Source organism: Herbaspirillum autotrophicum, from assembly GCF_001189915.1.
Lineage (GTDB): Bacteria > Pseudomonadota > Gammaproteobacteria > Burkholderiales > Burkholderiaceae_D > Herbaspirillum > Herbaspirillum autotrophicum.
In genome coordinates this window covers 59,058-72,718 of record NZ_LFLS01000007.1, presented here as the reverse complement: position 1 = coordinate 72,718, position 13,661 = coordinate 59,058, and the positions used below count along the sequence as shown (strand labels likewise).

Below are 13,661 nucleotides of genomic sequence, written 5' to 3'. Positions count from 1 at the left end.
TTCATGGTAAAAAAACTCGAAAAGCGGACGGTCGTCATCGTCGGTGGCGGACTCACTGCGGGCCTCATTGCGCGTCAACTGACGGCGCAAGGCATTGATGTACTGGTACTGGAGCGCGGCGGTGATCACACCAACGGCGCTGAGGCCAAGTTGCCCAGCCAGCGCGATGAATTGCGCTGGGATGTACGGCAAGGCCTGGTACAGAAATACGATGTCCAGACTTATACCTTGCGTCACTCGCGCAGCGACACCTCGTTGCCGGTACGCTGGATGGAAGCATTCCTGCCCGGCGAAGGCATGGGCGGTGCCGCCAATCACTGGAACGGCCATACCTGGCGTTGGGCCGAATATGATCCGGTCTTGCGTACCCATTACACCAACCGTTATGGCAAGAATGCGATTCCCGCCAACATGTCGTTGCAGGATTGGGGTATCACGTACAAGGAAATGGAGCCCTATCACGATCTGTTCGAGAAGCTGTTCGGCTTGTCGGGCAAGGCCGGTAACGTCAACGGCAAGATCCTGCCCGGCGGCAATCCGTTTGAAGCGCCGCGCACCAGCGAGTATCCGCAAAAGCCGCTGGAAATCACCGAAGCCGGATTGATCTTCAAGCAAACCACGGAACGGCTTGGCTATCATCCGTTTCCGACGCCTGCCGGCAATTCCTCAGGCGTCTATACCAACCCGGACGGACAGAAGCTGGGCCAGTGCCAGTACTGTGGTCACTGTGAACGCTTCATTTGTGAAGCGCAGGCCAAGGCCTCGCCGGAAGTGTTGCTGTATCCGATGCTGCGCCAGCGCAAAGGTTTTGAGCTGCGTTTGCAGGCGCATGTGCTCGGTGTGAATTACGACCGCAAGAGCAAGCGCGTCAGCGGCGTCCGTTACGTCGATCTGCGCAATGGTCTGGAGTATGAGCAGCCGGCCGATGTGGTGGTGCTGGCGGCATTCACCATGACCAACAACAAGCTGCTGATGCTCGATCGCATCGGCCGGCCGTATGACCCGGTGACCAACAAGGGTGTGGTCGGACGCAATTTCTGTTATCAGACGACGTCGTCCGTCAATCTGTTCATGAAGGACCGCTGGATCAATCCGTTCCTGGCGACCGGCAGCACCGGCATGGTGATTGACGACTTCAACAACGATAACTTCGATCACACCAGACTCGGCTTTCTGGGCGGCGGTGCCATCAGCGCCAATGTCTTCGGTGGTCGTCCGATTTCGTCGCGCCGTTTGCCGCCGGGTACGCCACGCTGGGGTACCGAATGGAAAAAGGCCAACGTCGACTGGTACGCGCATTCCTTTGGTTTGTCGATTCAGGGCAGTTGTTATCCCCACACCGAAAATTTCCTGGATCTCGATCCGGTCTACAAGGATGCCTATGGTCAGCCGTTGGTGCGCATGACTTTCGATTGGCGCGATAACGAAACCAAGATGTCGGCCTACGTGACCAAGAAAATGGAAGCGATTGCCAAAGCCATGGGGGCCGACATCGTGGGGCCGGCGGCACCGCGCAAGAGCCCGTTTGATACGCGGATTTATCAGACCACGCATATCGTCGGCGGCACTACCATGGGTACCGATCCGGAAACCAGCGTGGTGTCACCGCGCCTGCAACACTGGGATGCGCAAAACCTGTTTATCGTCGGCGCTTCGGTGTTCCAGCACAACTCGGGCTACAACCCGACCGGACCGCTGGCGGCCATGGCCTTGCGTCTGGGCGATGATCTGGTGCAATACGTACAACGTCCGCGCATGCTGTGAGCCGGCGCGGCTGAATCCGACTTTGAAGGAGTGATGCAATGAATCGATTGAATCAAGTTGTGGCGGCACTGGCGATTGCCGCGTTGCCGCTGACTGCGGCACTGGCCCAGGATGTCAACGCCGGCAAGCAAGTGTATGCGCAATGTGCTGCCTGTCATGCGGTGACGGCCGCCAATGGCGTTGGTCCCGGTTTGCTCGGGATCGTTGGTGAAAAGTCCGGTGTCACGCCGGGCTTCCGTTTCAGCCCGGCGATGAAACGCGCCAAACTGACCTGGGATGAAAAGACGCTGGACGCCTATATCGCCAATCCGCAAGCAGTGGTGCCGGGCAATCTGATGCCGTTTTCCGGAATTGCCGATGCCAAGCAACGGGCTGATCTGATCGCCTATCTGAAAACCCTGAAGTAGCAACTGCGTCAGAAGTCAGTGCAGAAGTCCGCGTCATCTCAAGTGGCGCGGACTTTTTTCGTTCCTTGCCGCTTGTAGCAATTCAACATCGGGCAGATTGCGGTAACGGGTTGCGCGCGGGGTATCGACGACATCGCGCAGGTACGATTGGTCCGGCAATGCCGGCGAGCGGGGGCGCCAGTCGGGCACGAACGAACATTGCAACATCGTGACCGGCCATGGCGGTGGGCTGGTTCAGCGTGGTTGCGCGCCAGGCCGGATGGTCGCCAGTGCGAGTGCATCGAGGTTGCGGGATGCGGGCTTGGTGCTCATGGTTGCCGGCAGCAAAAGCGTATCAATATTCTGATAGGAATGCGCAGCGCTCTTGGTTCGGGCCAGCGACAGTGCATTGATGCCGGGACCGATTTTCATCTGAGCGTTGGGATTGCGCGCCAGTCGTTCAATCACTTTGCCGGCCCGCATGCCGGCCTGATAGCCGGCATCGGCACCGGCCCGGGCGCCGGCCAGTTCGCCGTCGCGGCGGGCAATTTCATGTCCCATGCGGCCACCGGTCAAAATGCCGGCGCGCTCGCCGGCCAGCTTTCCCACTTCATGCGCAGCTCGTTCGGCCGGTTCTTGCGCGATTACTGCGGCCGCCTGTCCATGTTCGTCTGCAATTCTCCAGATTTGCATGACATCATCTCTTTGGTTGACAGATAAAAGACGCGGCAACAAATGTTCTGCGACAGCACGACCGGCCAACATCCCGGCCTTTTGACCGGCGATGCCGCCGGCTCTGGCGCCGTGTATCGCTCCCGCTCTGGCGCCAGCCTCACGGCCGGCCTCGATGCCGACGGTCCGGCCCGCTGACAGGCCGGCGTTGCGCCCGGCTGCGGTGCCAGCCAGCTCGCCCCAGATGGCGCCTTCCAGTCTGCCGCCGCTGGCCAGACTGCCAGCCCATGCGCCGCGCGCGCCGCCGGTAATGCTGCCGGCCAGCGCGCCATACGTGGCGCCGCTCAAGACACCTGCGCGCATGCCGCTTTGAGTGCCTTCCAGTTCGCCCATGGCGAGGCCGGCGTTGCGGCCAACCCGTTCGCCGGTCAGCGCCGCCGATACGATCGTTGTCCGGGAAAAGGTATCGGCGGCGCCGAGGTCGCTCAGCAGTTCATTGCCGATGCTGTTGTCGGCAATGCTGACCAGTGTTTTGCTGATCGCGCCGGCGCTGATGTCATTGATTTCAGCGGCCACCAGCATGGCCGGTGCGAAGCGTTTTTGCCGGTGCTGCGAAAGGTCTTCGGCAGGCGGCAGTGAAGCGGAAGGCTGCGGCTGATATAGCGGGCCGGCGGCGGCCAGTACCGACATTCTGCGTTGCCCGAAAGCCAGATCGGTAAACGCGGCGTTGTTCCTCAGGTGGCGGGCGTCACGCCGCCCATGTTCCGGGCCGGACGTGACTGTCGTCGAAGCCGGAGCGGCAGCGCGCCAGGCGGGCGCAGATGAAATGATCGTCATGGATGTTCTCCAGGTCGGGAGTCCGGGCGGGGAAAGGGCAACAGACACCTTGCGGCATGGCTGATGCGGACGCATGCGCACACCCGGATGTTGCGCGCACATGTGCATGGTATTTGCTGTGCGGGCGGTGGCTGGCGTCACGACTGGTTTGACGATGATCTGCCGCTGATCGTTCCGCTGCACGTGGCAAGTGCAGCGGTTTCCTGTCCGGCGTTATCCGTGAGGCAGCGGCGCCAGCAGCAGCGCCTCGACGCCCTGACTGACATGCGTTTGGCGATTGGGATGGCGGGCCAGTTGGTCAATTACACCGCCGGCGCGCATGCCGGCCAGATAACCGGCGTCGTTGCCAGCCTGGGCGCCGGCCAATTCACCCTCGCGGCCACCGATTTCCTGTCCTATGCGAAGTCCGGCCAGCATGCCGGCGCGTTTGCCTGCCAGGTCTCCCACCTGATGTGCGGTGTGTGCGGCGATTTCCCGGGCCGATACGGCGGCGGCATGCTCATGGCGTTCCGCGATATGCCAGAACTGCACGAGATCGTCCCGGTCTTCCAGCGGTAAATGCTGCAACAAATCTTCGCTCATCATGTCGGTCACCATGCGTCCCGCCAGAATGCCCGCCTTTTGGCCGGCGATGCCGCCTGCCGTCATGCCGAACGCACTGCCGGATTGTGCCCCTGCCTCACGGCCCGCCGTGGCGCCGATGATATGCCCCAGCGTTCTGCCGGCAAACCGGCCGGCCGTAGTCCCGGCCATTTCACCCCAGACCGCGCCTTCCGGTTCACCGTGGCTGGCCATTATGCCGCCCAGTGCGCCATTGGTGCCACCCATGATGCCGCCGGCAATCGCGCCACGGGTGGCGCCGGCCAAGGCACCTTCGCGCGCGCCGCTGGCGCCACCCTGAAATGCGCCGCTGAGCCGGCCGGCTTCGCGGCCGGCACTCAATCCGGTGAATGCCGCCGATTGCAGCGTTGCACCGGAAAACAACGCGTCGTCGGCGGCCGTGACGTGATCAATCAGTGCGTCGCCGACGGTGTTGTCGTGAATGGCGGCGCTGACTTCGTCAATCACATTGGTGGTGATTTCCTCGCTGGCCAGCATGGTCGGTACGAAGCGTTTTTGTCGGCCAGCGACCGGTTCATGCAATGGCGCGCCGGCGGCCGGGTGGTACAAATCGCCGGCTGCTGCCAAGGATGAAATGCGCTGGCGCGAGGCAGTGAGGTCGACCTGGCTGGCGGTGGTCATGGGGGCAGGGCGCTGCGGGTTGGTGTTGCCATCGTTCGCCGCCGGCGTGACGGACCGAGGCGCCAGAGCGGCGGCAGATAAAGCTGGAACGGATGAAATGAGCATCATGCAAATTCTCCTGGTGGCGACGGAAAGCCGGGCAAGGGAAGCGCGGGCAGCAGTGATGCCGGGTACCTGCTGCGACTCCATGTGCGCGGCCCGGCACTGCGCGCGCATGCAGATGCTGATGGTCGATATCCGGCTTAGCGCAAGTAGTGGCCGACTCCCATTCCCGCCAGCAGGATTGCATCGATGCTCTGGCTGACATGGGGCTGGCTGTGGGGATGGCGCGCCAGCCGGCCAATCACTTCGCCGGCGCGGATGCCGGCACGGTGACCGGCTTCGTTACCGGCCCGGGCGCCGGCCAGTTCGCCGTCGCGGCCGCCGACTTCCTGTCCCATGCGGCGACCGGCCAGAATGCCGGCGCGTTCTCCGGCCATGGCGCCCACTTCACGGGCTGCCAGTGCCGCCGTTTCACGACCGGCTACCGTGGCCGCATGCTCATGTGCCTCGGCAATGCTCCAGACTTGCACGATGTCATCTCGTTCCTCCAGCGGCAGACGCAGCAGCAGATCGTTTGCCACCAGGCGCCCGGCCAGCATTCCCGCCTGCTGGCCGGCAATGCTGCCGGCGGTGGCGCCGAATGCAGCACCCGATCTGGCGCCGGCGTCACGGCCGGCACCGGAGCCAATGGTGCGACCCAGTGATCTGCCGGCAGCGCGTCCGGCATGCGTGCCCGCCATCTCACCCCAGATCGCTCCTTCCAGTTCGCCGCCGCTGGTCAGGCTGCCGGCCAATGCGCCGGTCGACGCGCCCGTAATGGCACCGGCCTGCTCACCGCGCGCCGCGCCGGCGAGCGCGCCTTCCAGTGCGCCACTTTCGGCACCGTGCACGGCGCCGGCAGCCATGCCAGCATCCTGGCCCGCCAATTGACCGCCGGCGGCGGCTGCCATCACGGTTGCGCGTGGAAATGCGGCGGCCTCGGCGGCGCCGGCTTCGGCTGTCAGCTCGGTGCCGATGGTGTTGGTGGTGATGGCGGTACTGATCTGGTCAATCACGTTGGTGACGATTTCATCGGCGGCAAGTATCACCGGTACGAAGCGTTTGTGACGGCTGTCAGTGCTGTGGCCTGCCGGCGCTGACACTTCCGGTGTATTCGGCGTGTACAAGGCGCCAGCGGCAGCCAATGCGTTCATCCGCTGTTGCGAGGTGCGCAGATTGACTGGTGCGGCGGTGTTGAGCATATCGGATTGCAGGGTATCGTCATGGGTGGCGCAGGCCGGCGATGCCGGTGAGGAACGCGTAGCGAAGGCAGCAGCAGATCGCGCGGAAACGGTCAGCTCAGGAGCGGATGACATTGCAAGCATGCAGATTTTCCTTTCGAGGGAAGCCCGGGGTGAGGGGGCCGACCGGCGTCACCGCAGACAGGCGACGCCATGCCATGCGCACGGCCCGGATGAAACACGCGCATGTCCATATCGGCTTTTCAGGCGGGCGGGGCGGCGGCAGGAATGCGCCGCCCAGAGCTGGCGATTCAGGGTTGCCGCAGGATGCGGCTGATCGTGTCGGTTTGGTTGACGATTTCTTGCAAATCGTTGTTGAGCATTGCCGCGCGGCGTTGCAGCGTATGCCAGCCCGACCATTCGGTGGTTTCCGGTTGGTCGGATTCCAATGCGAACGGCGGCTCGGCCGCTGCCGCGACCGCCGCGGCAATATGATCGGCCATGGTGTCGTTGTCACTGCTGCCGTGGAAATCAAGTTTTTCCTGCGCCTGCAGCAATTTGCTGTTGGCGTCGGTGTAGGCATTTTCGATCAGGGTATTGACCGGTCCGCGCGGCAAGCCTTCGGCATGCCGCCGCAACATGATGCGCAAGGCGGCGATGTGGGCCGCCACCAGATAGTTTTGCACCACGAAGCGATTGATTTCGCGCACCGCGCGCTGCTTGCTGATCGGTTCATCCATCATGCGCACCTGAGCTGAAATCAGTGCCGACAGGCTGTCCATGAAACCTTTGCGGCAGACCCGGTAAAAGAAATCGTCGCGTACTTTGCCTTCCAGCATGTCGCGGCTGGCGGTGATGTAGCGCAGGCTGGCCTGCAATACATTTTTCAGCAGCCGTGGCAGGTCGCGGTATTCCCAGCTTGGCAGCACATAGCTGAAGGCAGTGGCGATGGCGACGCCGATCACGGTATCGATCAGGCGTTCGCCGACCATGCCCTGATGACCGGCCGGCACCAGCAGATTGAGCAACATCAGGATTTGCACCGAAGCGGCAATCGCGGTGTAGCGGTACTTGATGTAAGTAAAAGCCGGCGCTGCCACGCTGGCCACGAACAACACCGCCAGCAAGCCCATCGGGTCGTGCACGAAGCGCAAGATGAAGGCGGTCAGCAGACAGCCGACGATGGTGCCGATCAGACGATCGCTGAGGCGTTGTTTGGTGGTGCTGAAATTGGGTTTGAGAATGATGACGATGGTCAGCACGATCCAGTAGCCGTGGGCGCCGTAGGGCAGGCTGTTGGCAATCCACAGACCGGTCGAGACGGCCAGCGCGACACGGATGGCGAAGCGGAAAATCGGCGACTGCCAGCGCAGATTGGCAATCAGCAGGCTGGCCTTGTATTTTTGCTGGGTCAGGAACGGCGTCATGTCGGAGCCGGGCAGTAGCGGAATCGGGTCAACCGGCTTTTGCGTGGCCAGGTGCAATTGCGCAATCAGTTCGATGATGTCGCGAATCTTGTTGTAGGTCACGCGCAACACGGTAATGGCTTCATCCGGAATCTGCCCGGCCAGGCTGTCCTGCTGCAATTGCTGCAACTCGTACTGGATCGCGCGCAGTTCCGCCTTGTAATTGACCGAGGGCACCGAGCCGCGCTTGCGGGTAATGGCGTAGGCAATCGATTCAATATCTTCGGCGGTCTTGTTGGCCAGATCGCGCAGGAAGATCATGACATCGCTGCTGCCGAAATGGCTGCGCAGCAGGGCGTAATCGGCGTGGGTCGAAAGAATTTGTTCGTACAGTTCGAGCATGCTCAGGTGCACCTGCACCAGCAAGCCATCCTGCTTGGTATGCAGATCCCGCAGGATCAGGTCGCGTGCCGCCTGCTGCTTGTCGGCCAGCACGATCTGCTGCCGGACCAGTTTGGTGAACTGGGTGCCGAGTTCGCTGCGCACATCGTAGAAGTCGGCCTTGATGCGCAGATAGCGCGCCAGTTCGAACAGGGCTTCGGCCAGAATCTGTTGCTTGATGCGGCGCCGGAGGAACCACGACACGATCATGGAATAGGTGAGGTAACCCATGCCGCCGGCGAGGAAGAAGCCGCTGTGCAGGAAGGCCGCTTCGAACGGCACATTGTTTTCCATCGCCAGCGTCATTACCATCAGCGCGGCGAATTGCAGCGGCAAGGTCTTTTTGCCATACACCACCATCATGCTGGCGAAAAAACTGACCAGTACCATCATCACGCTGACCAGCCACGGCACCGGCGCGCACAGGCTGATGACCAGCATCACCAGCGTGCACAGCAGTACCCCGGCCAGCATTTCATTGAATTTGTGGCGCAGCGGGCTGGGCAAATCCATCAGGCTGGTGCAGAGCGCGCCCAGAAATACCGTCATGGTGGTTTGCATGTCGGCCAGATTGAACACCAGCATGGTGATGCCGACGACTCCGGTGGCGATGCGCAGACCGGTATTGAAATAATGACTGAAGAGGAAGGTACGGATATCCAGGGCGTAATGCATGAAGGCAATCGACGTCGGCGCGCCGCTAAATTTCAGTAGCTGCCATTCTGTGCCTTCTTTGCCAATTAAACAACCGCTGTGCACCAAGCGGGTGATGCGGCATTGATTTGCTCGTGCTGAACTGTCGTACTGTGAGCGACGGCCGGCGCGCTGGTCAATTGCCGCGCCGGCATGCGCGGCATCAGGGCAGCTTGAAGATCAGGCAGGTGGTGGTGGCGTGCGCGTAGAGTTTGCCATCGGCGTCAACGATGCGGCCTTCGGCAATTCCGACCTGGCTGCCAACCTGAATCACCTTGCCCTCGGCGCGTACCGGACCGGTCTTGGCAGTCAGCGCCCGAATCAGATTGACCTTCAGTTCCAGCGTGGTATAGCCGACACCTTGCGGCAACATGGAGTGCACCGCACAGCCAACAGCGGAATCGAGCAGGGTGCAGAAGTAACCGCCATGCACGCTGCCCAGCGGGTTGTAGTGTTTGGGACCCGGCGTACCCTGAAATACGATGCGTCCCGGTTCGCCTTCGACCGGCACGAAGTCCAGCGTTTCGCCAATCGGGACCGATGGCAACTCGCCGTCCCAGATGCGCTGCAAAAACGCCATGCCGCTGCAAGACTTGAGTTGCTCCATTGTCGCTATGCCGGGCGGCGCCAGTTTGGCGCGTACCTCGGCTTCACGCGTTTGCCACTGCATCAAGACTTCTGCTTTGTTACTCATGTTTGCATCCTTATTATCTGGTGTACCCGTGCGGGTGCGTCACTATTGTTATGAAAGACTGTTCGGATTATGCCTTCAAGCGCGGTGTTTTGCTTGGCAGACAATCCGTTCTGCGATGCAGCGCTACCGATGCAATTCTGCGCCATATGCAGTCCGTGGCTTTTTCTGCAGTATTGCCACACTACCAAAAATCATCAAGCTGATGACAGGGAACGGAAACTTGACCTATTGACAGTATTTTTCACAATACGAAATTCTTATTTCGCATTGTGAAAAGTGCGGTTGCGTGGCAGCATGGATTCATTTCATTTTCAGAGATGTCGTTCTGCATCGCGAAATTCAATGTTTAAGTATTTGAAAATAAACAAATAAAATTTATTTATATGTCTTATATAAGACATTGTTGCTCTGCACAGAGAAGCCTAAGATGAAGTCATTGAATTTGATCTTTGTTCTACTTTTTCACTTCACCTAAGGAGCTTGAGCATGACGACACCGACACGCGAACAACAAATCCAGGCATTGGCCAAAGACTGGGCCGAAAATCCACGCTGGAAGGGCGTTCAACGCAACTATAAGGCGGATGACGTAGTACGTCTGCGCGGCTCGCTGCAAGTCGAACACACCTTGGCCAAGCGCGGTGCCGACAAATTGTGGCACTTGCTCAACACGGAACCGTTCGTCAATACGCTCGGCGCGCTGACCGGTAATCAGGCGATGCAACAAGTCAAGGCCGGCCTGAAAGCAATTTACCTGTCCGGCTGGCAAGTTGCCGGCGATGCCAATCTGGCCGGTGAAATGTACCCTGACCAATCGCTGTATCCGGCCAATTCGGTGCCGATGGTGGTCAAGCGCATCAACAATACATTCCAGCGCGCTGACCAGATCCAATGGTCGGAAGGCAAAAACGATATCGACTTTTTCGCGCCAATCGTGGCCGATGCCGAAGCCGGCTTTGGTGGTGTGTTGAATGCCTATGAACTGATGAAGTCGATGATCGACGCCGGCGCTGCGGGCGTGCACTTCGAAGATCAGCTGGCATCGGTGAAGAAATGCGGTCACATGGGCGGCAAAGTGTTGGTGCCAACCCGTGAAGCCGTTGAAAAGCTCAATGCGGCACGTCTGGCGGCCGACGTTTCCGGTACCCGTACCTTGGTGATTGCCCGTACCGATGCCGAAGCCGCCGATTTGCTGACCTCCGATGTGGATGACAATGACAAGCCATTCCTGACCGGTGAGCGTACTGTCGAAGGCTTCTTCAAGACCCGTCCAGGTCTGGATCAGGCGATTTCGCGTGGTCTGGCCTATGCGGAATTTGCCGACATGGTGTGGTGTGAAACCGGTAAACCGGATCTGGCATTTGCCAAGAAATTCGCGGATGCGATTCACGCCAGGTTCCCGGGCAAACTGCTGGCCTACAACTGCTCGCCATCGTTCAACTGGAAGAAGAATCTGGACGATGCAACGATTGCCAAGTTCCAGCGTGAACTGGGCGCCATGGGTTACAAGTTCCAGTTCATCACACTGGCCGGTTTCCATGCGCTGAACTACTCGATGTTCAATCTGGCGCATGGCTATGCCCGTAACAACATGTCGGCTTTCGTGGAATTGCAGGAAGCCGAATTCGCAGCAGCCGACAAGGGCTTCACCGCAGTCAAGCACCAACGTGAAGTCGGTACCGGTTACTTCGATGCCGTGACCCAGGCGATTCAGCAAGGTCAGTCGTCGACCACGGCATTGCATGGCTCGACTGAAGATGAGCAATTCTTTGACGGCAACGCCGACAAGAAGGTGGCCTGAATCAGCGGTGTTGTTTGACTTGGCCGGTGGTTCTTGCCGTAGCGGGAACGGCCGGCAGCAAGTAGCAGATGTTGGTAGTAGATGTAAGTGCCGGGCGCGGCGGTAACTCCGTCGTACTCGCGCGCTGTGTGCAGTTTGAGCCGCACCTCACAAGGGTGCGGCTTTTTTTTGTTCAGGCCGGTGTGTAAATGCGGCCGTCGCGGACTTCGAATACCGCTTCGCCGAGCGCGTCGACATCGGCCGGATCGTGGGTGATGATCAGCATCGGCACGTGCAGCCGTTGTTGCAGCTCGCTCAGTTCGCGTCGCATATGGGCGCGCAGTGACAAATCCAGCGCCGCAAACGGCTCGTCCAGCAACAGGATGTCGGGTTCCGGCACCAGCGCCCGGGCCAGTGCCGTGCGTTGCCGCTGACCGCCGGAAATCTGTCCCGGATAACTGTTGGCGATGGCGTTCAGCTCGAACGTTGCCAGCCATTTTTTGACTGCCGGATGGGTCGCCGGACGGCGCAAGTTGAAGCAGCCGCGTTGCAGGCCGAAGGCAATATTTTGCGCGACCGTCAGGTGCGGAAACAGCGCGTAATCCTGAAACAGGTAAGCGACGTTGCGCTCCTGGGTCCGGATGTCGATCTGTTGCGCGGCATCGAACAAGGTGCGCTGGTTGAGACGGATGCGGCCTTGATCGGGATGCATCAGACCGGCAACCGCTTTGAGGGTCAGACTCTTGCCGGCACCCGACGGACCAAACAAGACGATGCGGTCACTGGCGGAAGAAAATGCGATCTCGAGATCGAACACGCGGTCATTGGCGCGCAAGCGTTTGTTGATGTGGATGTCTACGCTCATGGTGTCAAATCTCCATGCGGCGGGATTTGCCAGGCACCAGGCGGTTGGCGATCAGCAGCACGGCCACGCAGGTGACCGAGGTGATGATGACCAGTGTGGTGGCGCTGCCGTCGTCGCCTGCTTGTACCGCTTCGTAAATGGCGACCGACAAGGTCTGGGTGCGGCCCGGCAGATTGCCGGCGATCATCAGCGTGGCGCCGAACTCGCCGAGTGCGCGCGCAAATGCCAGCAGCACGCCGGCGATAATTCCCTTGGATGCCAGCGGCAAGCTGACGCGGAAGAATACGCCGGCTTCCGAGGTGCCGAGTACGCGTGCCGCGTTCTCGAACTGGCTGTCGACGTTTTCAAATGCAGCGCGGGCCGATTTCAGTACCAGCGGAAACGCCACCAGGGTGGAGGCGATCACCGCGCCTTGCCAGGTGAATACCAGTTCGATGCCCATGTCGTGCAGCCAGGCGCCAAAGGTGCCGCGTTTTCCGAGCAGTACCAGCAGGTAGTAACCCAGCACGGTCGGCGGCAGTACCAGCGGCAGCGTCAGAATCGAATCAATCAGCTCGCTCAGCGGCGAACGCCAGCGCGACAGGCCGTAAGCCACGGCGACGCCCAGCACCAGATTGAGCGCGGTGGCCCAACCGGCAACTTTGAGCGAAAGCAACAGCGGCGTCCAGACTGAACTCATAAGGATGGCGGTATGGTAGTCGTTGAAATGCAAACATTGCCCGGCAGGCGCGATGGCCACGGGCAATGCTTGCGACAGGCGTCAGATTAGCAGGGTCTGCAGCTTAAGGTTTGAGGAAGCCGTAGCGCGCCAGTACATTTTGACCGGCCGGCGACAACACATAGGCGATGAACTGATTTGCCAGTTCGCTTTGCGTGGTGCTGGCAGTCACAGCAATCGGGTAGGTGGCAGGCGTATCGGATGGAATGCGGATGGCGACCTTGACCTTGTCAGGCATGACTGCGGCGTCGGTGGCAAAGACAAAGCCGGCTTCGACTTCACCGCGCGCAACATAGTCCAGACTCTGACGCACGTTTTGCGCCAGCACGCCCTTGGCCGAGACGGCATCCCACAAGCCGGCCTGTTCCAATGCAGTTTTGGTATAGCGACCAAACGGCACCGATGCCGGATTGCCGTAGGCGACCTTTTTCACTGCAGGCTGAGTCAGGTCTTTCAACGTGGTCAGCGGCAGCTTGCTGTCGATCGGTACGATCAGCACGATCTGGTTGGCGGCGAAATTCTTGCGCGTGGCCGGATTCACGGCCTTTTCGGTGAGCGCCTTGTCCATCGCGGTCTGATCGGCGGAAGCAAACACATCCACCGGCGCACCGCGCACGATTTGCTGCATCAGGATGTCGGAAGCGCCGAAATTGGTGACCACCTTGGTGCCAGGATGTTGCTGTTCGAACGACTGGCTCAGTTCCTTGAATGCATTGGTCAGACTGGCAGCGGCTGAAACCACCAGTTCAGCCGCTTGCGCCGTCGACAACGTCAGCAGCGACAAAAGGGCAGCGGCTGTCAGTGATTTCAGTTTGTTGGGCGCGAAGGGCATAAGAATGGGCTTCCTTGTAAGTGAACAGCAAAGTAAAGAGGGAAATTCAGTCGAAATATACGCAAGGACA

General features: G+C 60.2%; 11 protein-coding genes. 3 read left to right on the top strand and 8 right to left on the bottom strand.

The window, feature by feature from the left end:
* The first annotated feature begins 3 nt into the window (after window positions 1-3).
* Complete coding sequence (locus AKL27_RS07535) at window positions 4-1,764, top strand: GMC family oxidoreductase (RefSeq protein WP_050462191.1); 1,761 nt, start codon at window positions 4-6, stop codon at window positions 1,762-1,764.
* 38 nt (window positions 1,765-1,802) lie between these two features.
* Window positions 1,803-2,171 carry a c-type cytochrome gene (locus AKL27_RS07530; RefSeq protein ID WP_050462190.1) on the top strand — a complete coding sequence of 123 codons (369 nt, stop codon included), beginning with the start codon at window positions 1,803-1,805 and terminating at the stop codon, window positions 2,169-2,171.
* Between the two features lie 234 nt (window positions 2,172-2,405).
* Here AKL27_RS07530 and AKL27_RS27630 read toward each other — a convergent pair whose 3' ends face one another.
* The 5 genes from AKL27_RS27630 to AKL27_RS07505 form a co-directional block, all read right to left on the bottom strand.
* Entirely contained in the window at window positions 2,406-3,659 is a 1,254-nt protein-coding gene (locus AKL27_RS27630; RefSeq protein ID WP_050462189.1) for a hypothetical protein, read from the bottom strand.
* A gap of 213 nt (window positions 3,660-3,872) precedes the next feature.
* Window positions 3,873-5,009: a hypothetical protein gene (locus AKL27_RS07520; protein WP_157056838.1), complete on the bottom strand. Its 1,137-nt coding sequence runs from the start codon at window positions 5,007-5,009 to the stop codon at window positions 3,873-3,875.
* Window positions 5,010-5,143: 134 nt separating this feature from the next.
* A complete protein-coding gene (locus AKL27_RS07515) occupies window positions 5,144-6,307 on the bottom strand; it encodes a hypothetical protein (protein WP_050462187.1) in 1,164 nt (387 codons plus the stop codon).
* Between the two features lie 167 nt (window positions 6,308-6,474).
* A complete protein-coding gene (locus AKL27_RS07510) occupies window positions 6,475-8,685 on the bottom strand; it encodes an FUSC family membrane protein (protein WP_050462301.1) in 2,211 nt (736 codons plus the stop codon).
* 181 nt (window positions 8,686-8,866) lie between these two features.
* Window positions 8,867-9,397, bottom strand: a complete 531-nt coding sequence (locus AKL27_RS07505) for a PaaI family thioesterase (RefSeq protein ID WP_050462186.1) — start codon at window positions 9,395-9,397, stop codon at window positions 8,867-8,869.
* Between the two features lie 486 nt (window positions 9,398-9,883).
* On the opposite strand from AKL27_RS07505, the gene aceA reads away from it, so the two are divergent.
* Window positions 9,884-11,197 (top strand): isocitrate lyase, encoded by a 1,314-nt coding sequence (gene aceA, locus AKL27_RS07500; protein WP_050462185.1) that lies wholly within the window; start codon window positions 9,884-9,886, stop codon window positions 11,195-11,197.
* A gap of 172 nt (window positions 11,198-11,369) precedes the next feature.
* Here aceA and AKL27_RS07495 read toward each other — a convergent pair whose 3' ends face one another.
* The 3 genes from AKL27_RS07495 to modA form a co-directional block, all read right to left on the bottom strand.
* Entirely contained in the window at window positions 11,370-12,041 is a 672-nt protein-coding gene (locus AKL27_RS07495) for a sulfate/molybdate ABC transporter ATP-binding protein (RefSeq protein WP_050462184.1), read from the bottom strand.
* Window positions 12,042-12,045: 4 nt separating this feature from the next.
* Window positions 12,046-12,720, bottom strand: a complete 675-nt coding sequence (gene modB / locus AKL27_RS07490; protein ID WP_050462300.1) for a molybdate ABC transporter permease subunit — start codon at window positions 12,718-12,720, stop codon at window positions 12,046-12,048.
* 103 nt (window positions 12,721-12,823) lie between these two features.
* Entirely contained in the window at window positions 12,824-13,591 is a 768-nt protein-coding gene (modA, locus tag AKL27_RS07485) for a molybdate ABC transporter substrate-binding protein (RefSeq protein ID WP_050462183.1), read from the bottom strand.
* Between the last annotated feature and the right edge of the window lie 70 nt (window positions 13,592-13,661).